At 62.0% G+C, this 26,937-nt stretch carries 25 protein-coding genes and 1 tRNA gene; 5 read left to right on the forward strand and 21 right to left on the reverse strand.

All coding sequences use genetic code 11. From position 1 onward, the window contains the following. Positions 1-20: 20 nt before the first annotated feature. The 5 genes from K3758_RS09650 to K3758_RS09670 form a co-directional block, all read right to left on the reverse strand. Positions 21-557 (reverse strand): GNAT family N-acetyltransferase, encoded by a 537-nt coding sequence (locus K3758_RS09650; RefSeq protein WP_259950051.1) that lies wholly within the window; start codon positions 555-557, stop codon positions 21-23. Between the two features lie 295 nt (positions 558-852). Beyond that, the gene (gene rpmA / locus K3758_RS09655) at positions 853-1,122 is read right to left on the reverse strand and encodes a 50S ribosomal protein L27 (RefSeq protein WP_007119633.1); all 270 of its coding nucleotides are present in this window, start codon (positions 1,120-1,122) and stop codon (positions 853-855) included. A 12-nt stretch (positions 1,123-1,134) separates the two neighbouring features. Beyond that, complete coding sequence (locus K3758_RS09660) at positions 1,135-1,821, reverse strand: 50S ribosomal protein L21 (protein WP_259944314.1); 687 nt, start codon at positions 1,819-1,821, stop codon at positions 1,135-1,137. Positions 1,822-2,026: 205 nt separating this feature from the next. Further along, positions 2,027-2,836: a DUF2059 domain-containing protein gene (locus K3758_RS09665; RefSeq protein WP_120351096.1), complete on the reverse strand. Its 810-nt coding sequence runs from the start codon at positions 2,834-2,836 to the stop codon at positions 2,027-2,029. Further along, positions 2,836-3,678, reverse strand: a complete 843-nt coding sequence (locus K3758_RS09670; RefSeq protein WP_409202601.1) for a DUF2059 domain-containing protein — start codon at positions 3,676-3,678, stop codon at positions 2,836-2,838. The genes K3758_RS09665 and K3758_RS09670 overlap by 1 nt, the downstream gene beginning before the upstream one ends. Positions 3,679-3,823: 145 nt before the next feature. Between K3758_RS09670 and K3758_RS09675 the strand changes: the two genes are divergently transcribed. The 4 genes from K3758_RS09675 to K3758_RS09690 all read left to right on the forward strand — a co-directional run bounded on the left by K3758_RS09675 (position 3,824) and on the right by K3758_RS09690 (position 7,086). After that, positions 3,824-3,913 (forward strand) — tRNA-Ser (locus tag K3758_RS09675). Between the two features lie 222 nt (positions 3,914-4,135). Next, complete coding sequence (locus K3758_RS09680; RefSeq protein WP_259944317.1) at positions 4,136-4,990, forward strand: universal stress protein; 855 nt, start codon at positions 4,136-4,138, stop codon at positions 4,988-4,990. A 29-nt stretch (positions 4,991-5,019) separates the two neighbouring features. Continuing rightward, the gene (locus K3758_RS09685) at positions 5,020-5,433 is read left to right on the forward strand and encodes a cytochrome c (protein WP_259944320.1); all 414 of its coding nucleotides are present in this window, start codon (positions 5,020-5,022) and stop codon (positions 5,431-5,433) included. A 123-nt stretch (positions 5,434-5,556) separates the two neighbouring features. Continuing rightward, entirely contained in the window at positions 5,557-7,086 is a 1,530-nt protein-coding gene (locus K3758_RS09690) for a PAS domain S-box protein (protein ID WP_259944322.1), read from the forward strand. Here K3758_RS09690 and K3758_RS09695 read toward each other — a convergent pair. Next, positions 7,083-7,817: a response regulator gene (locus K3758_RS09695; RefSeq protein WP_259950054.1), complete on the reverse strand. Its 735-nt coding sequence runs from the start codon at positions 7,815-7,817 to the stop codon at positions 7,083-7,085. The two genes, K3758_RS09690 and K3758_RS09695, sit on opposite strands and share 4 nt — an antisense overlap. Before the next feature lie 157 nt (positions 7,818-7,974). Between K3758_RS09695 and K3758_RS09700 the strand changes: the two genes are divergently transcribed. Further along, entirely contained in the window at positions 7,975-8,658 is a 684-nt protein-coding gene (locus K3758_RS09700; RefSeq protein ID WP_259944323.1) for a helix-turn-helix domain-containing protein, read from the forward strand. A 52-nt stretch (positions 8,659-8,710) separates the two neighbouring features. Here the strand turns inward: K3758_RS09700 and ccoS are convergent, their stop codons facing one another. From ccoS to K3758_RS09775, 15 genes are all read right to left on the reverse strand, one after another. Beyond that, positions 8,711-8,902, reverse strand: a complete 192-nt coding sequence (gene ccoS / locus K3758_RS09705; RefSeq protein ID WP_259944326.1) for a cbb3-type cytochrome oxidase assembly protein CcoS — start codon at positions 8,900-8,902, stop codon at positions 8,711-8,713. Then, the gene (locus K3758_RS09710) at positions 8,899-11,019 is read right to left on the reverse strand and encodes a heavy metal translocating P-type ATPase (protein WP_259944328.1); all 2,121 of its coding nucleotides are present in this window, start codon (positions 11,017-11,019) and stop codon (positions 8,899-8,901) included. Before K3758_RS09710 ends, ccoS begins: the two co-directional genes overlap by 4 nt. Beyond that, entirely contained in the window at positions 11,016-11,492 is a 477-nt protein-coding gene (locus tag K3758_RS09715) for a FixH family protein (RefSeq protein WP_259944330.1), read from the reverse strand. The genes K3758_RS09710 and K3758_RS09715 overlap by 4 nt, the downstream gene beginning before the upstream one ends. After that, positions 11,489-13,078, reverse strand: a complete 1,590-nt coding sequence (gene ccoG, locus K3758_RS09720; protein ID WP_259944332.1) for a cytochrome c oxidase accessory protein CcoG — start codon at positions 13,076-13,078, stop codon at positions 11,489-11,491. The genes K3758_RS09715 and ccoG overlap by 4 nt, the downstream gene beginning before the upstream one ends. 99 nt (positions 13,079-13,177) lie before the next feature. Next, positions 13,178-14,080 (reverse strand): cytochrome-c oxidase, cbb3-type subunit III, encoded by a 903-nt coding sequence (gene ccoP, locus K3758_RS09725; RefSeq protein ID WP_259944334.1) that lies wholly within the window; start codon positions 14,078-14,080, stop codon positions 13,178-13,180. Next, positions 14,077-14,265, reverse strand: coding sequence for a cbb3-type cytochrome c oxidase subunit 3 (locus K3758_RS09730; RefSeq protein ID WP_259944336.1), 189 nt, complete (start codon positions 14,263-14,265; stop codon positions 14,077-14,079). Before K3758_RS09730 ends, ccoP begins: the two co-directional genes overlap by 4 nt. Positions 14,266-14,275: 10 nt before the next feature. Beyond that, on the reverse strand, positions 14,276-15,112 hold the full coding sequence (ccoO, locus tag K3758_RS09735) for a cytochrome-c oxidase, cbb3-type subunit II (RefSeq protein ID WP_259944338.1): 837 nt from the start codon (positions 15,110-15,112) through the stop codon (positions 14,276-14,278). 5 nt (positions 15,113-15,117) lie between these two features. Then, positions 15,118-16,728 carry a cytochrome-c oxidase, cbb3-type subunit I gene (ccoN, locus tag K3758_RS09740; RefSeq protein ID WP_259944339.1) on the reverse strand — a complete coding sequence of 537 codons (1,611 nt, stop codon included), beginning with the start codon at positions 16,726-16,728 and terminating at the stop codon, positions 15,118-15,120. Between the two features lie 120 nt (positions 16,729-16,848). Continuing rightward, positions 16,849-19,296, reverse strand: coding sequence for an FAD-dependent oxidoreductase (locus K3758_RS09745; RefSeq protein WP_259944340.1), 2,448 nt, complete (start codon positions 19,294-19,296; stop codon positions 16,849-16,851). Between the two features lies 1 nt (position 19,297). Beyond that, positions 19,298-21,760, reverse strand: a complete 2,463-nt coding sequence (locus tag K3758_RS09750) for an FAD-dependent oxidoreductase (RefSeq protein WP_259944341.1) — start codon at positions 21,758-21,760, stop codon at positions 19,298-19,300. An 88-nt stretch (positions 21,761-21,848) separates the two neighbouring features. Next, entirely contained in the window at positions 21,849-22,436 is a 588-nt protein-coding gene (locus K3758_RS09755) for a helix-turn-helix domain-containing protein (protein ID WP_259944342.1), read from the reverse strand. 91 nt (positions 22,437-22,527) lie between these two features. Next, positions 22,528-23,793, reverse strand: coding sequence for an ABC transporter permease (locus K3758_RS09760; protein ID WP_259944343.1), 1,266 nt, complete (start codon positions 23,791-23,793; stop codon positions 22,528-22,530). Next, positions 23,793-24,596 (reverse strand): taurine ABC transporter ATP-binding protein, encoded by an 804-nt coding sequence (locus K3758_RS09765; protein ID WP_067629395.1) that lies wholly within the window; start codon positions 24,594-24,596, stop codon positions 23,793-23,795. Before K3758_RS09765 ends, K3758_RS09760 begins: the two co-directional genes overlap by 1 nt. A 113-nt stretch (positions 24,597-24,709) precedes the next feature. Next, positions 24,710-25,702, reverse strand: a complete 993-nt coding sequence (locus tag K3758_RS09770; protein ID WP_259944346.1) for an ABC transporter substrate-binding protein — start codon at positions 25,700-25,702, stop codon at positions 24,710-24,712. A gap of 428 nt (positions 25,703-26,130) precedes the next feature. Next, the gene (locus tag K3758_RS09775) at positions 26,131-26,907 is read right to left on the reverse strand and encodes a MetQ/NlpA family ABC transporter substrate-binding protein (protein WP_067629390.1); all 777 of its coding nucleotides are present in this window, start codon (positions 26,905-26,907) and stop codon (positions 26,131-26,133) included. Positions 26,908-26,937: the final 30 nt, after the last annotated feature.

The following is a 26,937-nucleotide window of genomic DNA, read 5'->3' on the forward strand; positions in this document are numbered from 1 at the left end:
TTCAGGCGCGGGAAACGGAGCTAGAGCTTGCAGCTATAGGTCCATGTGGGTACGGCAGCATCGCGGGCCAAGCAATAGGTTTCCGCGTCGCCGAGATAGACAAAACCTGCGTTGGTCAGCACCTTGGCCGAGGCCGGGTTGTCATGGAAGACAGAGGCAAAAAGCGCGTCATTGCCCAAGGGGTTGGCATCCACCAAAGCCTGCACCGCGTCGGAGGCCAGATGGGTGTTCCAGAACGCCGGGGCGACCCAATAGCCGATTTCGGATTGGTTGCGGTCAAGCCGGGCGAGAGAGATCACCCCCATGACCTCGGAACTCTCCGCGCGGGTGCCATCCATGACCCAGACATCTTCTTCCCGGTCATCCGACATAGCGCGGGTCACATAGGCTTCGACACTGCCCGGCGGCAGCGGATGCGGGATAGAGGATGTCGCATTGGCGACCCGAGGGTCGCTGGCATACATCTCAATCATGCCCATATCCGACCGGCGCACCGGGCGTAGGTCAAAACGCTCTGTCTCAATAACTGGTTGGTTCACAATCGCTTCCAACTGCATCGTCATGTTCCTCCTCCGAACAGACTGGATTGGGGGCTTTGGTCCAAGCTGGCCGCCCCTGCCCCGATGAGGCGCAAACATCGCTTCGGGGCGTTGATACATTCGACATATTCCTCCCTGCCGAATGTAACGACTTTATCAAAATTCGGCCCTGTCCCGCCATGAACGGTAAAACGATCTGACAGGCCGTCGAGCCTTGAACTGAAAAACAAACGCATGGGACATGTCCCGGAAAAAGAAAAGGGACCGGCGGTATCGCCGATCCCTGATTTTTTCAAACCCTTTGGGGTACGGCTTATTCAGCGGCCTCCGCGCGTGGCAGAACCGAAATAAACGTGCGGTTTTTCAGACCCTTGTGGAAGGTCACAGCGCCGTCGACGGTTGCGAAGATCGTGTGATCTTTGCCCATGCCAACGCCGTTCGCTGGCCAAAACTTGGTGCCGCGCTGACGCACGATGATGTTGCCGGGGATAACGGCTTCGCCGCCATATTTTTTCACGCCAAGGCGACGACCTGCTGAGTCGCGCCCGTTACGGGATGAACCGCCTGCTTTTTTATGTGCCATCTCGGTCTCTCCTTAGCCTTTGGTCTTTTCTTTGGCCTGTTCGACCCAGCCTTCACGCTGGATACGGCCTTTGAAAGACAGTTTCTCGTCAACTTCAGCGATATCCGCTTCGGTCCATGCTGCGATTTGAGCGAAGGAGGTGATACCCGCTTCGTGCAGCTTTTTCTCAAGTGCGGGGCCGACGCCGCTCAGCGCCTTCAGGTCGTCCGCGCCGGCTTCCGACATCTTGTCGGCTTTTTCGGCTTTCGGAGCGGCCTTGGTGGCTTTCGCCTTCTTGGCCTTCTTGATCTGGGTCGCGTCGTCGGTCTTGCCAGTGATCGCGGCCACAGCAGAGGCGCTCACGGAACCGGTGCCAACAGCAGCCGATACACCCGACTTATCCGCGCCCGAAGACAGGATGTCGGTGATCTTGATCAAGGTCAGTTTCTGACGGTGACCTTTGGTACGCTTGGAAGAGTGCTTCCGGCGACGCTTGACGAAGTTGATAACCTTTTCGCCTTTGATCTGGTCAACGACTTCGGCCTGAACGCCTGCATCTTTAACCATAGGCGCGCCGAGCACGGGGCTGTCGCCGCCGAGCATCAGAACTTCGTTGAACTGGACTGTTTCACCAGCATTGGCCGCAATACGTTCAACCCGCAGCATATCGCCGGATTGCACTTTGTATTGCTTGCCGCCTGTCTTGATGACCGCAAACATGCGTCTTCCTTTTCTGTCATCCGCGTTCTGTGGCCCCCGCTTGGGAGTTTGTGGATGGCTTTCCGGCCGATCCGCCTCGAACAGCGCGCCCATGGGGCGTCATTAAAAAACAATCCCTAAGACGGATTACCCGCCGGGATGCGGGCTTATCTTCGGAATGGTGGGACAAGTCAAGTAGGTTTTCGCGCTCAATTCTCTGCGCCTGTCAGAGGCTTTCGGCCACCATATTCAGGGCCAGAGCCCGCCCAAGCCCGTAAGAGATATCCTCATAGGCCCGGCCAAACCCGTCGAAAAGCGCCCGGTTGAGGGCACGCCCGGCGCCTGTCTCTGCAAATTGAGCATATTGTGCAATCTCGGCGTCGCGCAGGGGGTGATAGGCCAGCAGCAGATAGGCGTGCATCCAGACAGAGGTGTCTTCGGTAACCGCCTCCAGCTCGGCGCCGACCTCGGCCAAAAGGTCTTCGTCACTGTCTTCCAAGGCGCCACCGTCGCGCATTCCGCGCAGGAACTGGAAATTGCTGTTGAGCGCCGTGCTGACATTGCGGTCAACCATATCGGCGGCGTCGATCAAGCGGCGGATCAGAGCGACCCGTGGATCATGATCCCCGGCCAATACGCCATAGTGCGCCCGCGCGATCTGCTCCACTTCCGGCTCGGCAATGGCGGCACGGCCCGCGTTCTCCAGCCCGACGATCCGACCGCCCAATTCCGTTGAATAGAAGTCAATCGCCTGCTCGACTTCGCCAGAGGTCATCGTCTCTTCCAGTGCCCGGCGCACCATTTCGACCATGCGCCCGGCGTCATGGATGCTTTCGACCTGCATCTGCCAGCCCGGACCGCCTTGCCCGCCCAGCATGTCTTGGTTCAGCATCTCGGCATGGGCCTGCCCCTCGTCACTGAGGATCACCGCCGCTTGCCGAAGCTCCAACAGATCGACAAGCACGGTCATGCGCGCATCGGCCCAAGCGGGCAAAGCCAAAAGCCACAGGAGTGGCGCGAATACCCAAGCCCGCATCAGAGGTCCTGACTGGGCTGCATCGCCGCCAGCCGGGTGGCCACGGCCTCGAAGCGATTGGCCATAATCTCATATTGGACCGCGTTCATCAGCGTATAAACCTGCTGCATCTCGGGATGCTCCAGCGCCTCGGCATAGGCGAGCAGATCGTCATCCGAGAAGGATTGATAGGTGTAGGCCGCGTTGGCCAAAGCATTCGCGGCAATCTGAGCGCCCAGTTCATCGGCCTGCGCGCGCATCGCTTCGCGCAAGTCAGGCTCTTCCATCTGCAATTCGATCACCCCGGCGCCCGCGGCGGCCAAAAGGAAGCGGATTTGCACCTCTTGAATGGCCCGGACCGAGATCTCTTCGACATCGCTGGCGACATTCAAACGTCGCAGTGTTTGCAATCGCGGCGAGCCAATGCGCTCAAGCCCCGCCACAATCGCGGCACCGCTTTCCGCCTTCAGCCCGTCATCCTCGGCCATATGCGCCTTGTTCTCTACGGCCACCAAACGCTGGCCCAGATCGCTCGCATAGAAATCGGCGGCATGATCCAGCAGATCGTCGCTCAGCGTTTCCGAAAGGATATCCATCGCCATGCCGTGCATCAACTCGGTGTCAAAGACATCCCGCACCAGCCGCGACCATTCCGAGCCGAAATCCTCGCTTTGCAACCCCAACATCTCGGGCGCGGAATCGGCTGAGAGGCGAATGCTCTCCAACGCCACGTCAAAGCCGGTCACTTCCAAGAACCGCTCCAACGCGCCGCGCTCCGCCGCCCGCAGCGGCAAGGCAAGCGCGACAAGCAGCATCATCGCCATGACGAAGGGAGCTGCGATCAATCTATTTTGGCGAAACATGGGCTGTCCTTTCGCGGAATTCTGCCTTTAAACTTAGGCTGTACCAGCCCCGGCGCAATGAAAATCCCCAAACTTTCCCTTGATGCGCAAAACCCCTCTTGCCACTGCCTGAAAAGGCGACTAAACGGACCCCCCAGACCCCCGCGGAGAGGTGCCGGAGTGGTCGAACGGGGCGGTCTCGAAAACCGTTGAGCCTTCACGGGTTCCCAGGGTTCGAATCCCTGTCTCTCCGCCACTACCGCCTTGAGAGTAGTGACTTTTTCCCAGAACGGTAATGGATGACGATATGCTGAATATCGCTCAACCCCAGTAGGCGCTGGCGCCTGTTCTAGCCCCTCGCATGCCCCCTCTCAGCACCACCGCCGCCAAGTGACCCCCACACCTCCAATTGATCCAGATCAATGCAGCTTCCCCGTCGCCGCCCCATACTGGCCTTGGTCACATGAGGAGCGCCGCTATGCAAAACACCACACTGACAGTCGTTCTCGGGGTCAACGCCCGGCCCAACCAGCTAGAGAGCCTCGCGCGCGAGGCGCAGATCCATGGCGCCCATCTGATCGTTCTTTTGCTCAGCGAAACCGCTCCGGTGCCGGTCTATTCCATGGGCGTGGGAGAGCTCAGCACCTATTCCCTTCCCGCTGGCTGGCAATCGGATGTGGATGAGGCCCGCGCCGCGGTCGAACAGCAGCGCAAGGAATTCTCGCAGTATCTCAGCGACCAAGGTGCCAGCGCAGATGTCCGCGCGGTCTGTGGTGAAGCCACGGCCCTACGAAACACCGTCGCGCGGGCGGGGTTGACCTGCGATGCGGTAATCATCGGGACGGACCTGCGCGAAGACGCGCGCTTGTTCGAAGACATCGTCCATGCCGCGCTGTTCGATTCCGCCGCCCCCGTCCTGTTGAACATATCGAACCCACAGACGGCTCTGGCCCCGCAATCGGTCTTTGTGGCGTGGAAAGCGGGCCTCCCCGCCACGCGGGCGATCCGGGCGGCCATGCCAAGCCTGCAGGCCGCGCGGGAGGTGACCGTGGCGCTTTTCGATCCGGTCTCGATCTCTGCCTATGACGGGGAAAACCCCGGCACAGATGTCGCGGCATGGTTGACCCACCAAGGGTGCCACGTCGCGGTGCAGCAATACGCAAGCGGCGGAGAGGACATCGCCACCGCGATCGTGAAGCGCGCCAAGGAAACCGGCGCCGAGCTGATCGTCATGGGGGCCTATGACCACTCCCGCCTGCGCGAAAAGGTTTTTGGCGGCACGACCCGCAGCCTGATTGAACAGAGCGCCTTTCCCGTGCTTCTGTCGCACTAATGCCCGCTGATACAAAGGACCTGCTGCATATGCGCCCTTGTCTAACCGCCTTTGTCGGGCTGTCCTGCGCCCTTCTCGCTGCCTGTTCAGACGGGTCTTCCGAAGATGCCGACCGGGTCCGCGAAGGGCAGCGGGTCTATGCAAAGGAATGCGCCGCCTGCCACGGTGCAAGCGGCGAAGGGGCTGGCCCGATGTCGCTGCAGCTTGATGTCGTGCCGCCTGACTTGGCCGGGTTGAAACAGCGCAATGACGGGTATTTCCCGCGCGAATTTGTCAGCCGCTTTGTCATGGGCCAGCTTGCAAAAGACGATCCTGCCTCCCCGATGCCCGACTTTTCCGCCGTTGGGCTGCGCCATGTTTACCCCAATGGCGGCGCGGATGGGGAGGTGCTGGAAACCGATTTCGCCAATCTGCTCGATTATTTGGAAGCGATCCAGTGGTAGTGTAATGGAGATCTGGGGGCAGGCACCCGCCGCGGCCCTGAGCGTCACCCCCTCCATTGCGCCCAAGCCCTTAGCCGCGCTATCGCATGCCCTGCCCCGCATCCCCACAAACGGACCCCGCGCATGAAGATCAACGATGAAAGCCCCGTTCTGCTGGCCCTTCTGGACGCCGCCGTTGACGCCATGGTGGTGGCGGATCGCGCGGGCAATATCCTGCGGGTGAACAAGGCCGCGGCGGCCCTTTTTGGCCATTCGGTCGAGGCGTTGGTAGGGAGAAACGTGCGCATGTTGATGCCGGGGGACATGGCCGTTCAACACGACGGCTTCCTGCGCCACCACCTTGATACCGGCGAGAAACGCATCATCGGCGTGGGCCGCGATGTCGAAGGGCTGCGCGCGGATGGCAGCGTTTTCCCGCTGCACCTGTCCGTGGGCCGCGCGGATATCTCCGGCGAGGTCGCCTTTGTCGGCATCATGCACGATCTGTCGCGCAGAAAGGCCGCCGAAGAGGCCACCGCCCGCTCGCAACGGATGGATGCCATTGGCCAGATGACCGGCGGCATCGCGCATGATTTCAACAACCTGCTGACGGTGGTGATTGGCAATCTGGAACTGCTGGAAATGTCGGAAACCTCTGCCAAAAGCGGCGCGCTGATTTCCGACGCGCTTGAAGCCGCAGAGATCGGGGCGGACCTGACCTCTCGTCTGATGGTCTTTGCCCGCAAAAGCACGCTGAACGCCGCGGTGATCGACCTTAACGCCGAAGTATCCAAGGCCATGGCGATGCTCAAGCGTACCATCCATGGCCATATCGCGGTCGAGACGGCCTTTGCCGAGGATCTCTGGCAAGCCAAGGTGGACGCCACCCAACTCCAGACCGCCGTCTTGAACATCGCGCTCAATGCCCAGGATGCCATGCCCTCGGGCGGGAAAATTACTTTGGAAACCCGCAACATGCAGCTGGATGACACCTATGTCGCACAAGAGATCGGCATCGACATGGGCAACTACATCCGCCTGTCGATCGCCGATACGGGCGCAGGCATGTCCCCCGAAACCCGCACCCGCGCGATGGAGCCGTTCTTTTCGACCAAGCCGGTTGGTCAGGGCACGGGGCTGGGCCTGTCGATGGTTTACGGATTCATCAAGCAATCCGGCGGGCATATTGCGATTTACAGCGAATTGGGCAAGGGCACGACGATCAGCCTCTATTTTCCGGCGCTTAAAGACAGCGCACGGGCGCGCCCCGTATTGGGTGAGGACCCCGCGCGGCACGCCGCCATCGGCACCGGCCTGCGCGTACTGTTGGTGGAGGATGACCCGATGGTGCTGCGTCTGTCCGAAACCCGGCTGAGAACGCTGGGATTCGACTGCGTTACGGCAACGACCGGCGATGCCGCTTGGGATATCCTGCAACGGCGCGACGACATTGATGTGGTCTTTACCGATCTGGTGATGCCCGGCGAACTTTCGGGCCATGCCTTGGCCAAACGGGTCGCGCAAGACATGCCCCACCTGCGGATATTGATCACCTCAGGCTTTTCCGAAAACGTCCTGCGCGGAGAGGAGGAGACCCATGCCTTCGCCATCCTGCGCAAACCCTACAGACAGGCGGATTTGGCCGAGGCATTCCGCAGCTTGCTGCAAGATTAATCCGCGCTTTCGGCGGGGCTTTCGGTCAGCACATAGCCGACACCGCGTACCGTCTTGATCAACTGCGGGCGGGCCGGATCACGCTCGACCTTTTTGCGCAGCCGCGCCACTTGGTTGTCGATTGTCCGGTCCAAAGGCGCCCAGTTCTGCCCGTCGATCAGATCCATCAGCCGGTCGCGCGACAGCGGTTTCTTCGCGTGGGTCAGAAAGGCGGCCAAGAGTTTGAAATCAGCCGTGGTCAGATCCCCCTCCTGCCCGTCACGGCCCAGCAGCAGCATCCGGTCGAGGTTGATCTTTAGCCCATCGAGCGTGAGCCACGGGTCGGCGCTTTGCGGCGCGGGGGCCTCCGCCTCGCGTTTGCCACTGCGCCGCAAAACCGATTTCACACGGGCCAAAACCTCTCGCACATGGAACGGCTTGGTCAGATAGTCATCCGCGCCCAGTTCCAGCCCGACAACCCGGTCGATCACATCGTCTTTGCCCGTCACCATGAAGATCGGCACATCATGGTCGCGCTGAAGCTCACGCGCGATGTCCAGCCCGTCTTCGGCGCCGAGGTTGAGATCCAAGGTCACCAGATCAAAGGCTTCCGCCGCAAAGGCCGCCCGCACGCTTTGCGCGTTATGCGCCTCGGTCACAAGGTAGCCATCGCTTTCAAGGCAGCGCCTCAGAAGCGTTCGGATCTTGGCATCGTCATCAACAACAAGGATTTTTTTCGCGGTCACGGCCATCACCCACAAAAGCTGCGCTTGTATAGTCCGCAACCCAAGCGAGCACCACCCGCAGCAGCCCCCCCCTGCGACAAAGCGTTACAAACGGATACAACACCGCAGGTCTTGCTGCGACATGCACCTGAGAATGTGACCGCGCCCCAGAAAGGACGATCGCATGTACGTGACGCTATCCAATGAGTTCACTCCCGCAGTCAAAGTGCCAGAGATACAGCTTTGCCCCCGCGCCCCCGCCGCGCAGACGCCCCGCAAGCGGCAGGCGGTCGGGACGCATCTGTTTCGCGAAGGCGACATCGCCCATCATATCTATGAGATCACCTCGGGCGTCTTTCGCCTGACCCGCGTGCTGGGCAACGGGCGGCGGCAGGTCATCGCCTTTGGCTTGCCGGGCGACATCATCGGCTTTCCCAATGGCGCGCTGCATCACAGCGATTGCGAGGCGATCGAGGCGACGGAGGTGATCGCACACCCCCGCCATTCGCTCGACGATTTCGGCGGAGACAACGACACGCATAAGCGGCTGTTGAACGCCGCCCTGCGTGAGATCTCGGCGATGCAGGATCACTTCATGATGCTGGCCCGCAAATCCGCGATGGAAAAACTCGCGTCCTTTCTGATCACGTTGGCGGAGCGCAACGGGCGGCCGGTCGGCAATCACACCACCTGCGCCCTGCCCATGACACGCGGCGACATCGCCGATTTTCTGGGCCTGACGATCGAAACCGTCAGCCGCACCCTGACCCGCCTGCGCAAGCAGGATATCATCGCGCTTGAAACCTCTCAGACGGTCCTGATCAAGGATATGGACGCGCTGATCTCGGCCTCGCAGGCCGCTGACTGAAAGCAATCTTCCACAGAACCAAAAGCGCGGGTTTCGGCCCGCGCTTCGCGCCTCAGGCCGTTTTGTCCGGCCTAGCGTTCGGCCGGTCCTCCCCGCTCGGCGCCTCTCCATTCTCCAGCAAAATCCGCGCGGCGTCGCCTTCCAGATCATCGTATTGCCCATTGCGCAGCGTCCAAAGACAGGCCGCAAGACCCGCCGCGCCAAGGCAGATGGAGACGGGGATCAGAACGATCAGGATATTCATCGGCGCACCGCATTTAAAACCACGAGGATAGAGGAGGACGACATCACCGCCGCCGCCATCAGCGGGGTGGCGAAGCCCATGACCGCCACCGGGATCGCGACCGCATTGTAGGCCGCGGCCAAGGCCAAGTTCTGCCGGATGCGGCTGCGCGCTCGCCGCGCCAGTCGCAACGTATCCTCCACCGCAGATAGATCACCGCCCAGCATCACCCCGTCCGAGGCGACCCGCGCCGCATCCAGTGCCGTGGCCGGGGCAAGGGACGCATGCGCCCCGGCAAGAGCCGCCGTGTCATTCAGCCCGTCGCCCACCATCAGCACCCGCCTGCCCTGCGCAGCCATATCGCGGACCAGATCGGCCTTATCCTCAGGCCGGACGGCGGCATAGACTGTGGCAATGCCCAATGTACGGGCCAAGATAGCCGCCCGCTGCGCGGTATCGCCGGTGACCATGGCAACCTCCAGCCCCCGCTCTTGCAGCGCGCTGACCACTTCTGCGGCACCGGCACGGGGTGTTTCAATCAGCGGCAGGGGGATGCAACGCTCTGGCAGTTGCAGTTCTGGCCCATCCTGCCCCCGGCGCAGGGACACCGGCGCGCCGTTCCACAGAGCGTTGACCCCCTGCCCCGGCACCTCTCGCACTTCGCGCAACTCGGCGGGCATATGACCCTGCAGCGCCGCTGCCAAGGCGCGTGAAGCCGGATGGTCCGACGCCTGCGCGAGGGCAAGTGCCACCGAAGCCGCGCGCGGATCAAGCGCGGGCAGACGCGCCACGCCTTCTGTCAGGGTGCCAGTCTTGTCGAACAGAACCGTGTCGATCTCGGCCAAACGCTCCAGCGCCGTGGGGGATTTCAGCAGTACGCCCGCGCGAAACAAACGCCCCGTCATCGCTGCCGTCACCGCCGGAATGGCCAGTGCCAAGGCGCAGGGGCAGGTGATGATCAGCGTCGCCGTGGCCACCGCGATCGCCTGATAGAGGTCCCCCGTCAGCGCCCACCAAACGGCGAAGGCCAGCGCCGCCAGCCCATGCACCACCGGCGCGTAAAGCCGTGCCGCCCGGTCCGCGATCCCGCTGTAGCGGTGCTTGCCCGTCTCGGCCACTTCGACGAGGGCCGCAAGGCGGCGCAGGGTGCTGTCCTCGGCGCGGCGGGTGACGCGCAGGTTCAGCGGCGCACCGAGGATCACCTCGCCCGCACAGATCGCCCCGCCCGCCGCCACGGCAACCGGGTCGGCCTCCCCGGTCAGGGCGGAGCGGTCCACCATCGCGGCCCCTAGGGCGATCCCATCCACCGGGGCGCGGGCCCCGGCGGCAAGGGCGATGCGGTCGTCGGGCATCAAGGCGCTCACCTCCACCGTCTCACGGCCCTTAGCGGTCAGCCGGGTGGCGCGCGGCAGTTCCAGCGCCGTCAATTCCGCCGCGGCAGAGCGCGCCGTCGCCCTTGCGCGGTGCTCAAGATAGCGGCCCACGAGCAGGAAAAAGGTCAGCGACAGCGCCGCGTCGAACCATGTATGCGCCCCCGTGGCGGCAAAAGTTTCATAAAGTGAGGTGGCCGCCGCCAGCAGGATCGCCAGCGCAATCGGCACGTCCATGTTCATCCGCCCGGCCCTTAGGGCGACCCCTGCCGAGGCAAAGAACGGCACCGCGGAAAAGGCCAAGGCAGGCAGCGCGATGGACGCGGAAACCCAGTGAAACATCTCTCGCGTGATATCGCCCGCCCCGGACCAGACCGCGACGGAAACCGCCATCACGTTCATCATGGCAAAGCCCGCGACGGCGGCACGGGCCAGCAGACGGCGGCCCGTGTCATCCCCCGCCGGGCGCAGGGCGGTCGCATCCAACTCATGTGCCTCGAAGCCCGCATCGTTCAACGCCTGAAGCGCCGCGCTGGCGTCATGGCCGGGCATCAGGACGATCCGCACCCGTTTGGCCCCAAGGTTCACCCGCGCAGTTTTGATCGACGGCAGTTTGGCCAAAACCCCCTCGACCCCCGCAATGCAGGCCGCGCAGCGGATCTGTGGCAAGGCAAGGTGAAGCGCCTCGTCGTTCTCCACAAGCCGCTGCGCCGCCCCCTCTGCCGAGGGGGCGGCTGCGACACAGCCCGGACAGGCGGCAACGGTCATGGGGTCACCCGCAACGAAATGCGGCGGCGAAAGAGCGTGCCATCGGCGGCGCGCATCTCGATCCGTAGGTTCCAGTTGCCAGTGCCTGCGGTGACCGGGGCCACCCATGCATGGCCATCCCACGCGAAGGCAGGCGTCATGTCGTCCGCCACAGTGGTCGCACGGCCCAGTGTCGCCGCGATGATCTCGGGCCGTACCACCGCCTCTCCAGCGTCCTGCACCGCCAAGCGCAGCGCGGTGGCGGTCAGCTTTGTTTCAACCATCCATCCCAACGCCTCTTGCGCCGCGCGGTCCGTGTCGAAATTCTGCGAGGCGATGTAGCTCGACTCGGTTTCCTTGCCCGGAAAGGTGCGCACCGCGTTGAACGCAAGCGCGAGGTTCACCGCGATGATGATCGAAAAGCCGCCCACGAAGATCGCCAGCACATGCCAGCCTGTGAGGGGGCGTTGCCTTTGCAACTCTGCTGCGGTCATTGGCTGTCCTTTCCATTGAAAATCGTATCGCCGAAGGCCCGCTCGCCCGAGCGCACATCTTCGACCCAAAACCGCAGACCGCTGCGCGGCGCGGCGGCGGCGTCACTTTGGGCCGGGGCGATCACATAGACCCGTTGCAGGCGGGTGGAGTCGGCGGGGACAGTAACCACCGGATCAGGCGCCCCCTCGATGCTGAGGCCCAAGCCATGGTCCCCCGCGAGAGACAGCCGGAACGCCCGCGCCTCCCCATGTTTGTTGCGCAGACGGATGTCATAGGCGTTGCGGATCGATCCATCCGACAGGGTGACGAAGATCGGGTTGCGCACGGGCGCGATGGTCATGTCGATCTCTGGCCGGATGAACAGGGCCACGACAAGCGCCACGCCTATGGCGGCCCAAGCAGCGGTGTAGATGAGCGTCCGAGGCCGGAAGACGTGCTGCCAAAGCGGCTTGGGTTGCCACGGAGACGCGTTGGCCCCGGCGACATCCCCCGCCGGTGTTTCGGCAAGGCCCGCCACGGCGGCGCTCGCCTTAGGCGCAGTGGGCGGCTCATCATCAAGCGCGAGGTAGTCGATCAGCCCGCGCGGGCGGCCGGTTTTGGCCATCACATCGTCGCAGGCGTCGATGCAGAGCGCGCAGGTGATACATTCCATCTGCTGGCCTTCGCGGATGTCGATCCCCATCGGGCAGACCGCCACACAGGCGTTGCAATCAATGCAATCGCCCAAAACCTCGCCGTCCCGCGACTGGCGGTCGCCCGCGGTGTTCTTGTCGAGCGCCGCACCATAGCGCGCCACCGCATCGCCGCTGCCGATCGCCTCTGCCGCCGCTTTCTGGCGCTTCACCCCGCCCTTGCCGCGCGGCTCCCCCCGCCATTTGCGGTAACCGACGGTCAGCGTTCCGGGGTCCATCATCGCACCTTGGATGCGGGGCCAAGGGCACATGTAGATGCAGACCTGTTCGCGCATGAAGCCGCCAAAGATGAAGGTCGTGGCCGTCAGCACGGCAATGGTGGCATAGGCCACGGGGGCGGCTTGCAGGGTCACGAGGTCGCGCGCCAGACTGGGCGCATCGGCAAAGTAAAAGACCCAAGCCCCGCCCGTGGCCACCGCGATCAGCAGCCAGACCAGCCATTTGCCCCCCCGCAGCCGCGCCTTGCGCAGGCTCCACGGCGCGTTGTGCAAACGAATGCGGGCGTTGCGGTCGCCCTCGATCCAGCGTTCGACGGTCATGAAGAGATCGGACCAGACGGTTTGCGGGCAGGCATAACCGCACCAGACCCGACCCAGAGCGGAGGTGAACAAGAACAAGCCCAGCCCCGCCATGATCAGCAACCCGGCCACAAAGTAAAACTCATGCGGCCAAATCTCGATCCAGAAGAAATGGAAGCGCCGGTTAGCGAGATCGACCAGAACCGCTTGGTCCGGCAAGTTCGGCCCCCTGTCCCAGCGTATCCACGGGGTGACGTAATAGACCCCCAGCGTGAGGATTAGGATCACCCATTTCAACCGGCGGAAAAAACCGCTCACCCGGCGGGGAAAAATCGGCTCTCGTGCGGCAAAAAGCGGGGGGGCGGCGTTGGACATCGGCGGTATGCTCCGGGGGGTTACGTCTTGCGGCCTACACCCGCGGGGCGCAGGCCGCTTTGATCTGCGTCAATCCGCAGATCATTTTGTCATACCTGCTTAATCGGCGGCTGCACCCTCGGCATCGACCGCAGCCTCGCCCCCGCCCAGACCGTGGACATAGGCGGTCACAGCGCGCACCTCGGCCTCGCCCAGACGGGCCTGCCACGGGGGCATCACCCCCATGCGCGGCGCTTCGAGTTGCCGCAGGATCGCGTCATGGCTGCCGCCGCGCAGCCAGATCGCATCGGCAAGGTTCGGCGCGCCCATCTCACGGTCGCCAAGGCCGCGTTCCCCATGGCAGGCACTACAATTGTCGGCAAAGACTTCCGCCCCCGCCTGCGCCGCGCCCGCGTCATGCTGAAGCCCCGACAGGCTGCGAACGAAATGCACGGTGGCGTCAAGATCGGCCTCTTCCATCCAGTCAAAGGGCGGCATTTCAGAGAAGCGCGCGTCGGGGTCATCTTCGTTACGGATACCCTGGCGCACTGTATAGGCGATATCCTCCATCGTGCCGCCCCAGAGCCAATCGTCGTCCAAAAGGTTCGGATAGCCCGAGGCCACGACACCCCCTGCCCCCGCGCCATGGCATTGCGAGCAATTGGCCGCAAAGACCGAGCGCCCGGCCTGTGTCGCGAAACGGTGCAGCTCTTCGTTGTCCTTCAGCACCGCCAGATTGACGTTGACGAGGCTCTCCGTCAGATCGGCGTTCGACAGGTCCACGCGGGCGATCTCTGCGGCGACCTCACCCCGGGTAGAATAGCCCAAAAGCCCCGCCGTAGCACCCGAGACCATCGGCCACGCGGGATAAAGGATGGTATAGATCACGCCCCAGACGACGGTCGCGTAGAATGTCCAAAGCCACCAGCGCGGCAGCGGCGTGTTCAGCTCTTCGATCCCGTCCCAACTGTGGCCTGTGGTCTCGGTCCCGGTGGCGGGGTCGATCTTGCGATTGTCGGTCATGTCTGGGCTCCGTCATTGCGGGCTTGATCGGGCTCATCGCCGCGAAAGGGCACGGCGGCGGCATCGTCGTGCAGGGCGCGCGCGCCGGGGCGAAAGGCCCAAGCAATGACGCCGAGAAAGATCAGCGTCAGGATCAAGAGCGCCCAACTGTCGGCCAGTTCACGCAGGAAAGAATAGGTGTCCATGGCAGGCTCCTCAGCGGGTGGCGTCGGGCACGAAGGTCGAGAAATCGACCAGCGTCCCGAGCATTTGCAGATAGGCGATCAGGGCATCCATTTCGCTGATGCCGGGCTGCCCGTCGAAGCTGCGCACCTGCGCGCCGGGGTAGCGTTCGAGTAGCGCGTCGTAGTCCCCCATGGGATCGACCTGCACCCGGAAATCGCCGCTGACATTCGCGATCATCTCATCGCTATAGGGCACACCGACCGTCCGGTGGGTCGCCACCAGATCTGTCACATCCTTGGGCTCAAGCTTGGCATCCATCAGAAAGGCGTATTTCGGCATAACGCTTTCCGGCACGACCGACTGCGGGTCCATCAGGTGATCGACATGCCACTCATCCGAATAGCGCCCACCGACCCGTGCCAGATCTGGCCCGGTGCGTTTAGAGCCCCATTGGAACGGGTGGTCGTACATCGATTCCGCGGCAAGGCTGTAGTGGCCATAGCGCTCGGTCTCGTCGCGCATCGGGCGGATCATCTGGCTGTGGCAGGTATAGCAGCCCTCGCGCACATAGATTTCGCGCCCCGCCAGCTCCAGCGGCGAATAGGGGCGCATGCCTTCGACCTCTTCGATGGTGTTCTCCAGCCAAAAGAGCGGCGCGATTTCGACGATCCCGCCGATGCTGACCACCCCGAGCGAGGCAATCAGCAGCAGGGTCGCATTGCGCTCGAACCGCTGGTGAAAGGTGATCGTCTGCGTCTCAGGCGGCAGTTCGTTGGGGATTTTGCCCGTCTTCACGCCTTCGCTGGCGGTCACCACCTTGGGATCGTCAGCGGGATCATAGTTCGGGCTGTGGGGGTTCTTGGCCATTGATCTTACTCCGCTGGCAGGGCGACGGTGACGGGGCGAGCTTGCGGGGCGCGGATGGTCATCCACATGTTCCAGACCATCACCGCACCCCCCGCGAGGTACAAAACCCCGCCCAGACCCCGGACCACATACATCAGGAATTTGGCTTCGACGGTGTCGGCAAAGCTGTTGACGAGAAAGCCATTGGCATCGACCTCACGCCACATCAGCCCCTCCATAATGCCCGAGACCCACATTGACGCCGCGTAGAGAACGATCCCAAGGGTCGCGAGCCAGAAGTGCAGGTTGATCGCCGCCATGGAGTGCATCTGCGCCCTGCCCCAGAGCCGTGGCGTCAGAAAATAGAGCGCGCCAAAGGTAATGAGCCCGTTCCAGCCAAGCGCGCCGGAATGCACATGGCCGATGGTCCAGTCGGTGTAGTGGCTCAGGCTGTTCACCGCCCGGATCGACATCATTGGCCCCTCGAAGGTCGACATGCCGTAGAAGGCGAGCGAGGCGACGAACATGCGGATGATCGGATCGGTGCGGATCTTGTCCCACGCGCCTTCGAGCGTCATCAGACCGTTGATCATGCCGCCCCAGCTGGGCATCCACAGGATGATCGAAAACACCATGCCCAACGTCGCGGCCCAATCGGGCAGCGCGGTGTAATGCAGGTGGTGCGGCCCGGCCCAGATATAGAGAAAGATCAGCGCCCAGAAGTGAATGATCGACAGCTTGTAGCTATAGACCGGGCGGCCGGCCTGTTTCGGCACGAAGTAATACATCATGCCAAGGAAGCCTGCCGTTAGGAAGAAACCCACCGCGTTATGGCCATACCACCACTGCGTCATGGCATCCTGCACGCCCGCAAAGACCTGCACCGATTTCGAACCCCAGATCGACACCGGGATGGCGAGGTTGTTGACCACATGCAGCATCGCCACGGTGATGATGAAGGCCAGAAAGAACCAATTGGCGACATAGATATGACGCTCGCGCCGCTTCAGGATCGTGCCGAAAAACACGGCGAGGTAGGTTAGCCAAACGATGGTCAGCCAGATGTCGACGTACCATTCCGGCTCGGCATATTCCTTGGATTGCGTGGCCCCCAGCAGATAGCCCGTGGCGGCCAGCACGATGAAAAGCTGATAGCCCCAAAAGACGAACCACGCCGCGTTCCCACCCCAGAGCCGCGCCGAAGAGGTACGCTGCACGATGTAGAACGACGTGGCGATCAAGGCATTGCCACCAAAGGCAAAAATCACCGCGCTGGTGTGCAGCGGGCGCAGGCGGCCAAAGTTCGCATAGGGCTGCGCCCATTCGATATTGAGCGCGGGAAAGGCCAGTTGGAAGGCGATGAAGGTGCCCACCAGAAAACCGACCACGCCCCAAAAGGCCGTGGCGATCACGCCATAGCGGATCGGGCCGTCCATATAGCCCTGCGGCGCCATGGACACGGCGGGCCGTGCATCCTCGACAGGCATGCGGCGCAACTGCCAAAAGAACAACCCCGCCGCCACCAGCATAATCAGCAGGGCATGGACCATATAAGCCGGATCGCGCGCCCAATCCGCCCCGAGTGCTGCAAAAAACACTATAAGCGCAAGCACGATCAACTTGAGCGTATCGAACATATTCCGAATCCCTTCATCTTTGGGAGACGGATCGCATGCCGCCCATGCCCCCGCTTTGATCTATGTCAAAGAGGGCGGCATAAGCCTGCGAAGGGCGCGGTTTTTCGGCGGGCGCCGGGCCTAGCTTTTCGAGCGCGCCCCGCTGGGATCATACATCGGTTTCAGGCTCGCCTCGGCCTTGATCCGGCGGCCCGCGACGTCGATCTCATAGGTCGAGCCCAGCAGATCGGCGACGCTTTCTCCTTCGCAGGGCACATAGCCCAGCCCGACCGCGCCGCCCAAGTGATGCCCGTAATTGCCCGAACTGAGATAGCCCGCGAGTTGCCCGTCCCGCAGGATCGGCTCGGCGTGATACAGCAGCGGCTCCGGGTCCGTCAGACGGAATTGCACCATCCGCAGGCTCAGCCCCTCCTCCTTTTTGCGCAGCACCGCGTCACGGCCAATAAAATCGGGTTTGTCGGTCTTCACCGCGAAGCCCAAGCCCGCCTCTAGCACATGATCCTCGCAGGTGATGTCATGGCCGAAGTGGCGAAAGCCCTTTTCGATCCGGCAACTGTCCATCGCATGCAGGCCGCAGAGTTTCAGCCCAAAGGCCGCGCCTGCGTCGATCAGCGCCTCAAAGACATGGGCCGCCATTTCAGTGCCGACGTAAAGCTCCCAACCCAGTTCGCCCACGTATGACACGCGGTGCGCCCGGGCGAGGCCCATGCCGATCTCGATCTCCCGCGCCATGCCGAAGGGGTGCGTTTCGTTAAAGAAGTCATTGGGCGAGATCGCCTGCAACACCTCCCGCGCCTTTGGCCCCATAATGGCGAGGACCGCTTCGCCCGCCGTCACATCCGTGATCACAACAAGGCGCTCGCCCGTATGACGGCGCAGCCATGTTTCATCCGCCAGCCGCGTCGCGGCGGGGGTGACGACGAGATAGGCCGTTTCGCTGAGCCGCGTCACGGTGACATCCGCCTCGATCCCGCCGCGGGGGTTGAGGAACTGGGTATAGACAATCTTGCCCACCGGCACCGCCATCTGCGCACCGCAGACATGATTCATGAAAGCCTCGGCCTCGGGCCCCTCGACCCGGATTTTGCCGAAGGACGACATATCATAGAGCCCGACGCCCGTGCGGATGGCGGCGTGTTCGGCGGCTTGATTGTCGAACCAGTTCTGTCGCCCCCAAGCGTAGCGGTATTCGCGCTCTTGGCCTGCATCCGCAAACCAGTTGGCCCGTTCCCAGCCCGCGAATTCGCCCATGACCGCGCCATGCTCCAGCAGATGTGCGTGCACCGGGCTGCGCCGGATGCCCCGCGCGGTCGCCTTTTGGCGATAGGGAAAGTGATCGGCATAGAGCAAGCCCAGCGTTTCGGTCGACCGCGTCGCCAGATAGGTCTTATTGCCCTGAAACGGCTGCATCCGCGCAATGTCCACGTCACCCAGATCAAAGGGTTTTTGCCCGTCTTCCATCCATTGCGCCAGCGCCATGCCCGCGCCGCCAGCCGATTGAATCCCGATAGAGTTGAACCCGGCGGCGACCCAGACATTGTCCATCTCGGGGGCCTGACCGAGGTGATAGGCATCATCGGGGGTGAAACTTTCGGGACCATTGAAAAAGGTGTGAATCCCCGCGTCCGCCAGCAGCGGCAACCGTTTGACGGCCATCTCAAGGATCGGCTCGAAATGGTCGAAATCTTCGGGCAGTTGGTCAAACTCGAAACTCTCGGGGATGCCCTGCAGCGCCCATGGTTTGGCGACAGGTTCAAAGGCACCAAGCAGGATTTTGCCCGCATCCTCTTTGTAATAGGCATATTCATCGGGGACCCGCAGCACTGGCAATTCGCGCAAGGAGGGAATGGCTTCGGTGACGATATAGAAATGCTCGCAAGCCTGCAGCGGCACGTTGCTGCCCAGCATCCGGCCCACGTCTCGCCCCCACATGCCTGCGCAATTGATGACATGCTCGGCCTCGATCTGCCCCGCGCTGCCATCCTCCCCGGCCCAATCCACTGCCGTGATCCTACGCCCCGCGCGCACCACGCCGGTGGCCTTGACCCGCTCCGCCACAATCGCGCCACGCGCCCGCGCGCCCTTGGCCAAAGCCAGCGCGATATTGGCCGGATCGCCCTGCCCGTCTTTCGGCAGATAGACCGCGCCGGTCATGCCTTCGGTCTCTACGTGGGGATACTTGGCGTGCACTTCCGCGGGGGTGATTTCCTCGACCTCCACGCCAAAGGCGCGGGCCATGGCGGCCTGACGCAGAATTTCCTCGCGCCGCGCGGGCGTCAGCGCGGCAGTAATCGACCCCACGCGCTTGAACCCCGTGGCGACCCCGGTTTCCGCCTCAAGCGCGCCGTAGAGTTCTTGGGAATATTTCGCCAGCCGCGTCATGTTCTGCGTCGCACGAAGCTGCGCGATCAACCCTGCCGCGTGCCATGTGGTGCCAGAGGTCAGCTGTTTGCGTTCCAACAACACGACATCGGTCCAGCCGAGCTTTGTCAGATGGTACGCGACCGAACAGCCGATCACGCCACCGCCGATGATTACGGCGCGGGCTTTGAAAGGCAGTTGTACCATATCAGACCTCCTGCGCGCGGATGCGGGTGTTTTCACTGTCCCAAAGCGGCGCGTCGGGCTGCACCGTGGCGCGATAACTCTGGCCAAAGATTTCCACCGTGAGGTCCGTGCCCGGCACGGCAGCCTCGGCCTGAACCACCCCGAGGGCGATGGAGGCATCGACGCGGTAGCCATAGCCGCCGCTGGTCACTTCACCCACGGCATCTCCGTTCAGGCGCAGTGTGGCCATCGCTGGCGCGTCTTGTGGATTGCCCTCAACGACCAACGTGACGAAGCGCCGCTGCGGCCCCGCCGCCCGCTCGGCAACCAGCGCCGCTTTGCCCGGAAACGCCTGCGGATTCTCCAACCGGATGAACCGGTCCAACCCGGCTTCCAGCAAAGTGTATTCCTGCGACAGATCGCCTTTCCACGTTCGATACCCCTTTTCAAGCCGCATAGAATTGAGCGCGAACATCCCGAAGGGCACTGCCCCGCCCGCAATGACCGCATCATAGATCGCGGGCATATCCGAGGGCGCCGCGTGAATTTCCCAGCCCAACTCGCCTGCGAAACAGACCCGCGCGAGCAGCGCAGGCTTGCCCTGCACCGATGCCTTTTGATGGCTGAGCCACGGCAATGCCAGATCGGCATCGGGGGCCAGTGGTGCCAAAAGCGCACGGGATTTCGGGCCACAGAGGATCAGGGTCGAGACTTGATCTGTTTGATCCGTCAGGCTGATCGCCCCCCCTTTGGGCAACGCATCGCGCAGCAGTTCAAAGTCATGCCATTGCGCGGGGGCGGCGGTGATCAGGGTGAATTCATCCTCCGCATGCCGCAGGATCGACATTTCGGTCAGCACCCGCCCCCTGCTGTCGGGGAAATAGCCCAGTGTCATCCGCCCCACTTTAGGCAGCGCGCCTGCGATCCGCCCCAGCAGCCACTCCGCAGCGCCCGGTCCCGCCAGCGCAAAGCGTGAGAAACCGGGCAGGTCCAGCACGCCCACATGGTCACGCACCGCCTCGACCTCCGCCCGGACCCGGACGGCCCATGGGCCAGCCCTGTCCCATGTCTGGGTCGCCACTTCCGAGGTATCATCGCCGGGTTTTGCGAACCAATTCGCTCGTTCCCATCCGTTGTAAGCGCCCATCTGACCGCCCGCCGCGCGCAGGCGGTCCTGCAGCGGCGATAGTTTCTTATCGCGCCCCGCAGGCCATGCGTGATGCGGGAAATGCATCGCATATTCATGACCATAGGTCTCTAGCGCCTTGGCGAGGGTGAAGTCGTGGTCGGCATGGGCAGTGAAGCGGCGCGGGTCGACATCCCACATGTCCCACTCCGTCTCACCCGCCATGATCCATTCGGCCATGACCTTGCCCGCGCCGCCGCCCTGCGCGATGCCGAAGGTAAAGCTATGCGCCTCAAAGGCATTCGGCACGCCGGGCATCGTGCCGAGCATCGGCAAGCCATCGGGCGCATAGGGGATCGGCCCGTTGATCACCCGCCCCACACCGCTTTGGCCCAAAAGCGGCATCCGCGCCATGGCGTCTTCGATATACCATTCTAGCCGGTCTAGATCGTCGGGGTAGAGCTGAAAACTGAAATCCTCGGGCATCGGATCGTCGGGGGTGATCCAATGAGCTTTGCAGTTGCGTTCATATGGGCCTAGGTTCAGACCGTTCTTGTCTTGCCGCAGGTAATAGGAACTGTCCACATCGCGGACCATCGGCATCTTGTGGCCCTTTTCGGCGGTCCATGCGGCCAGCTCAGGGATTTCTTCGGTCAGGAAATACTGATGGCTCATCACCACGGCAGGCACCCGGCGGCCGCCATGGGGGCGGAACCATTCGCCGACCCGCTGCGCGTAATAGCCGGCAGCGTTGACCACCTTCTCGCAGCGGATATCGCCCTTTTCGGTATGGACGATCCATTCGTCCCCATTGCGATCTATGCCGGTGGCGGGGGTAAAGCGGTGAATTTGCCCCCCTGCCTCCCGCGCGCCTTTGGCAAGGGCTTGGGTCAGTTGTGCCGGGTCAATGTCCCCATCCAAGGGGTCCCACAAACCGCCCGCGAGGTCATGTAGCTCTATAAACGGGTTATGCTCTTTCAACTCGGCGGGGGTGCACATCTCCATCCCCAGCCCCTGCGCGCGGGCCATGGAGGCGACATGCTCAAACTCCTGCATCCGCTCACGGCTATGGGCCAAACGCAGCGCCCCGGTCACGTGGTAGTTGATCGGATAGCCCACCGCCTCACCCAAGCTGCGGTACATCTCGAGCCCGTAGCGCTGCATGTTCATCACCGCCCATGAATTCGAGAAATTGGGGCAGTTGCCTGCCGCGTGCCAAGTAGAGCCCGCGGTGAGTTCGTTCTTTTCAAGCAGGACGCAATCGGTCCAACCCGCGCAGGCAAGGTGGTAGAGGGTCGAGACCCCAACCACGCCGCCCCCGATGATCACGACCCGCGCCGTTGTCGGAAAATCAGCCACGTTCAGCTCCCTTTGCCAAGCACTGCCAAAGGCTGACCAATGGCGCCCCCGGTCAGTTTGAAACCATTTGAATTGGTGAAAACCCGGTTCAGTAAACCGGCGGAGAGATCACCCAGACCACCACAGCGGGCGTGTCGTAGGGGTTGTCCCAAGTGTAATATTCGCCCCGAATGCGAAAGCTGTCGCCGGGGCAGACGGTAAAGCTGCGCTCTGCAATCTTCAGGTTCAACCGGCCCGATATGACAAAGCCCACCTCCTGCGTGTCGCGCATGACGGGCGCCTCCAGCCCCGAATAGGCTGCAAAGGTCGAATGGATGACCTCGAAACTGTCGGTCAGATCGGGGGAAAGCAACTCTTCCGTCAACCCGTTGGCCGCACTTCCCATGGCCCGCCGTGCCCCGGCGCGCACGACATAGCCGCGTTCTTCGGGGGTCACTGTCGCCTCGCCAAAGAGCAGAGAGACTGGCACGTCCAAGATCTCGGCCATGCGTCGCAGGTCTGAGATGGAGGGGGTCGAGATATCGCGTTCGACTTGACTGACCCAGCCAACGGAACGGTCCAACGCCTCGGCCAAATCGGTCAGGGTCAGCCTGCGTCCCTTGCGGATCGCGCGTAAATCGGCCCCTAGTGAGCGTGGCGCCGTGGCCTCTGCCCCCTGCCTTTTCGCTCGGGTCATGTGAAAATATCCTCCATTTTTTCACTGTGGCGCGGAATTCGGCGTCTGGCAAGTGTTTCTCCTCGAAAGCGATGAACTGAGGCGGGCGGGGTTAAGACCGCCCTTTCCAAGGCACCAGCAGCCGCTCGGCCTTGCGCATCAACATGTCGATGCCAAAACCGATGACGCCAATCAGGATGATCCCCATCAAAACGATGTCGGTCAGCTGGAATTTGGAGGCGACCATGATCATCATCCCCGCCCCCTTTTCTGCGGCCACCAGTTCGGCGGCAACCACCGTGCCCCAGCAGACGCCCATCGCGACCCGCGCCCCGGTAAAGATCTCGGGCAGAGAGTTCGGCACGATCACATGGCGCATGATTTGCGCCTTGGACGCGCCAAGCGAATAGGCCGCGTGCACCTTGGTGATATTCACCCCCGACACGCCCGACCGCGCGGCAATGGCCATGATCCATAGGGCCGCAAGGAACAGCAGGATGATCTTGCCCACCTCGCCGATGCCCGCCCAGATGATCACCAACGGAATCAGCGCAAGCGGCGGCACGGGGCGCATGAATTCGACAATCGGATCGAACCAGCCGCGGAACCAGCCCGACAGGCCCATGGCATAGCCCAGCGGAATGCCCACCAGCGCCCCAAGGGCAAAGCCCACGACAACGCGGAAAAGCGAATAGCCCAAATGCTCCCACAGGGTGCTGTCCCGGTAACCTTGGCTGGAAATCTCACCCAACCGGGCGACCACGGCCTCAGGTGGCGGCAGCCAAATCGGCTCCATCTGCCAGCCCTTCGCAGGCTCAAAATTAAGCGTGCCCTTGGGCGACATGCCGACGCGGCCAAAGTCAGTCAGCACCTCCCCACCCGGCACGATCTGCTGGCCGTTCACCGCGACGACGCGGTGCCCGACATCGCGGCCCTTGTCGTCATTCTTATCGACGCGCAAAAGCCCCGACCGCCATGCGCCGATGGTGAAAGCGTCATTCTTGGCCCAGCCTTCGCCGGGATCGACCTGCGGCGTATCGGCATCTTCGCCCACGGGATGCACCAAGACGGTGATCGTCGCATCATCGCGGCTGCCGTCTTCGGCCTCTGCGGTATAGGTCAGCTCGGCCAGCCCCTCAAAGGGGCCGGGCGCATGCAAAAACCGGGGCAGCAGCGACGATCCGGTAAAAGCGCCCCACAGCAAAAAGATCGTTAGGATCGAGATTACGCTGGCGGTGCGGTTCGAGGTGACAGCGCTTTCATCGCCAAAGGTGACGGTCTTGCGCGCAACAAATCCATTCGCAGTCTGGTCGACGGCAAGACGCACCAAAAAGAATGAGACGGCAAAGATAACGATATAAATCAGTAGGATAACCATTATGCGTCCTCCGTCCGGCCCATAATCTCTTCTTCCATGTCCCAGATCATACCAAGGATCTCTTCGCGTCTTTCGGCAAATTCTGGATGCTTCTTAACCTCGCGCAGATCGTGGCCCACACCCAGATCGGCAAAGGGCAGACGGTATTCGCGGTGAATGCGCCCCGGACGCGGTGCCATGACCAAGAGCCGCTCGCCCAGCAACAGCGCTTCTTCGACCGAATGGGTGATGAGGATGATGGTCTTGCCCGTCTCTTTCCAAAGCTTCAGCACAAGGCTTTGCATCTTTTCACGGGTCAGGGCATCAAGCGCGCCCAAAGGCTCATCCATCAGGATCACGTCGGGATCATTTGCCAGACAACGCGCCAACGCCACCCGCTGCTGCATCCCGCCGGAAAGTTCGTAGATCGCCTTTTCCTTGAAGTCCCTCAGCCCGACGATGTCGAGCAGGTGGTCGACCTCGGCCCCGTATTGCTTTTCGCTCTGCCCCTTCATCCGAGGGCCAAAACTCACGTTCTCGCGCACCGACATCCATTCAAACAGCGCACCCTGCTGAAAAACCATGCCCCGCTCTGCATCCGGCCCGGTCACGTTGTGGCCATTCAAAACGATCTCGCCCGAGGTTGGCGCAAGAAAGCCCGCAACGATGTTCAGAAGCGTCGTCTTGCCACAGCCCGAAGGGCCCAGCACTGACATCAACTGGCCTTCGGCAAGGTCAAGCGATACGTTTTCAAGCGCCTGTACGTGACCGCCATTGGGCAGGTCGAACCGCATCGACAGATTTTCGATTTTTAGTCCCGACATCCCGCCCCGGTGCCCCCTGTTATTTTTGTAAGGCCGCCCCCCGCCTGCCCGGCTCTTCGGCTACAAAGAACCGGGCAAAGACGGGGGGCGGCCCCGTATTGAGCCGTCTTGGCTTACATCTCGCCTGCGGCCTGCAACGGACCAGTGTTGACCGCGTCGTCGTAGCTGTCGAGTGCCGCGTCGATCGCGCCCGCTTCGACAAAGACATCCGCGACGCCTTTCATGAACTCCTGCGCGCCACCGCCGAGCCATTTCTCTCCCATTTGATCCTCAACCGAGGGGAAGGTGAAGGTCGCGATCGTTTCCATCGTGGCGTCTTCGTCCATGCCGGCGTCCTTGGCGATCACGGGCAGCATTTTGGCGTGGTTGGCCTCATCGGCCCACATCGCATTCGCTTCTGCCGTGACTTTCAGGAAAGCAGACACCGTATCGGAATTTTCAGCCACCCAAGACGCCGGGCCAGAGGTCACGTCGAAAACGAGAATGCCCAGTTCTTCTTTCTCGGCGCCGGTCATAAGGATATTGCCATGCTCCAGCATCCGCCGCAGAGAGCCACCCCAGCCGCAGGCCATATCGACCGAGCCCTGCGCGATGGCTGCAGCGCCATCAGGCGGCGCCATATCGACCACGTCAAGCGACCCGACATCGACGCCGAAGTGGCTCATTTGTTTGAGAAAACCGTAGTGCGCAGCGGTGCCGAGGGGTACCGCGACCTTCTTGCCTGCCAGTTCCGCAACGGAAGATTTGTCAATCTCCAACTCCTCCCGGATCACGCAGTTATCATTCTCGGAATAGCTGACCGCGACATCAAGAATCTGAATATCTTGCCCCGCCGACGTCGCAACCACGAAGGGCGGCACGCCTTGGCTTACCGACATATGCACATCGCCCGACGCCATCGCCGCCGACATGGCTGTGCCGGAGTCGAAGCTGACCCAATTCACACTGGTGCCAAGGGCTTCGTCATACATTCCCTCGGCCTTGGCATATTGGAACGGCATTGGCCATTCGAGGAAATACCCCACGGTCAAATCCTGCGCGGCAGATTGGGTGACACCCATCACAAGCAGGCTGGCGGCGGTGCCCATCAGTTTCACGGTCTTCATGATATTCTCCCTAGGTCTGTTATGGTCGCTTCTTCTAATTGAACGTCCCGTTCACATGTTTCGCGACCATCGGCCCCTTTCAGACATCAGGAAGGACAAGCCCCGGGTCATGTGAAAAAACCCCTCGTGATTTCACGATACGGGTGGAATTGAACTTTTCAACAAAATTCTCACGCCGCAACGCAACATAATTTTCATGTTAAGAAGTCTGCGTAGAATTTAGCCGGGGGCACTTTTGCCCCTCGCAACGATAGGCGAGATCTACGCGGTATTCCTAAACAGAAATTTAATTGTTTTGGCCGACCGTCAGACTCAACCTAATTGAAGAGGGAGTCTTAACCTGTCGAAATGCAGCCCCTTCAGGGCGATGGTGATCTTGACCCGCGCGGGGCGGGTCAAGTCTGTCGTGACGCTCTGATAGCGCGCGTTTACCAGGAGGTGATAACGGTGCCCTGATAGCTTTCATCGATGAAGGCTTTGATTTCATCGGAATGATAGGCCTTGAGCAGTGTCTCAACCCATGCGGCTTCCTCGTCGCCTTTACGCACGGCGATGACATTCACATATGGGTTCTCGGCGCTTTCCATCGCGATGGAATCTTCCTTGGGGCTAAGGCCCGAAGCAATCGCGTAGTTGGTATTGATCAAGGCCGCATCCAGATCGGCCAGCGACCGCGGCAGTTGGGCGGCATCAAGCTCTTTGAAGGACAGGTCCTTGGGGTTCTCGGTGATGTCGAGCACGGTCGGCACCAGACCTGCGGCCTCATCCACCTTGATCAGGCCCAGTTCTTGCAGGACCAGCAGCGCCCGGCCGCCGTTTGTGGGATCGTTCGGGATGCCGAATGTGGCCCCTTCTTCCAGATCGGCAAGCGCGGTGATCTTGTCGGAATAGACACCCATGGGGGTCGTGATGGTGTTGCCAACGACGCTCAACTCAAAGCCGCGGTCTTTCATCTGCGCTTCAAGATAGGGCACGTGCTGGAACGAGTTTGCCTGAATGTCGCCATCGGCCAGCGCCTGGTTCGGGACGACGTAGTCAGAGAATTCGACCACGTCGATGTCCAAGCCCATCGGCTCGGCGATGCGGGCGACTTCTTCCATGATCTCGGCGTGTTCGCCGGGGGAAACGCCGACTTTGATTTCCTCGGCGGCAAGACCGGTGGCCATCAGCGCCAGAACGGAAGTGAGTGTCGTAAGACGAAGCATAGTAGTCTCCTTTGATTGAGAGAGCGGGTG

It is taken from the genome of Sulfitobacter sp. W002 (genome assembly GCF_025142135.1).
Classification (GTDB): Bacteria; Pseudomonadota; Alphaproteobacteria; order Rhodobacterales; family Rhodobacteraceae; genus Sulfitobacter; species Sulfitobacter profundi.